1 protein-coding gene and 1 pseudogene are annotated in these 769 nt (G+C 42.1%); both read right to left on the reverse strand.

Going from position 1 to position 769, the window contains the following annotated elements:
* Positions 1-434 (reverse strand): DUF421 domain-containing protein (locus tag ACTXGO_RS15235; RefSeq protein WP_443575111.1); only part of this gene is annotated, 434 nt, incomplete at its 3' end.
* Positions 435-531: 97 nt separating this feature from the next.
* Positions 532-769 (reverse strand): annotated as a pseudogene (locus ACTXGO_RS15240) (ABZJ_00895 family protein); the annotation flags it as partial.

Consider the following 769-nt stretch of genomic DNA (forward strand, 5'->3'; position numbering starts at 1 on the left):
ACTACCGCTTCGATCTCATCAAAGTCATTAGCGCCCTCTGAACGCATCGCACATTCTACCTCTTGCTGAGTTAGACGCTCAGCACGCAGAGCTTCGGGCAAAAATTGTCCTTGATAAAAAACAATACGCGGGTCAGACAAAATAAACTGACTAAATGGCGGCGAGATAGAAGCGTATTTGGTTACTAGGTACTGAAGGACATATAACAAAATAATAGAAGAGCCGCCCTCAACAAAGGGTATAGACTCAAGTAAAATCGTACTTGCACCTATCGAGCCGATCATGACCGTCACTATCCAGTCAAAATTGTTTAATTGAGACGTTGAGCGTTTGCCTGAAACTTTGGTGGTTGTGACGATCAAGACATACACCATAACTGTCGTTAAGAGAATACGGCCTAACTTTTCGAGATCATCGAACATTAACATATCCATACCGCTATTTCCTTGTGACCACTAGGTATCAAAAATTTACTATCTTTATCTAAAGCTCATAGAACTACTATACGCCAATCTTTTTGATGATAAAAAATCATTTTGGGGTCAGCAGGCGATTAAATATCAAAATACTAATACGGGCGCAAGCGAGGGTCAGCAGCATAATCATGATAACTGCGCTGACTAAAGGCATAGGATTCTCAATAGCCATCTCTGTGAATACTTCGCGGCTGACGACGTCAAATAGCGCAAACCATATTCCCAAAAAATACAGCGTACTCAGTAGCCAGACGGTTGCGGTGCCAGCTAGAGTCAATCGATTCATCTCACTT

The organism is Psychrobacter sp. T6-1 (assembly GCF_052258445.1).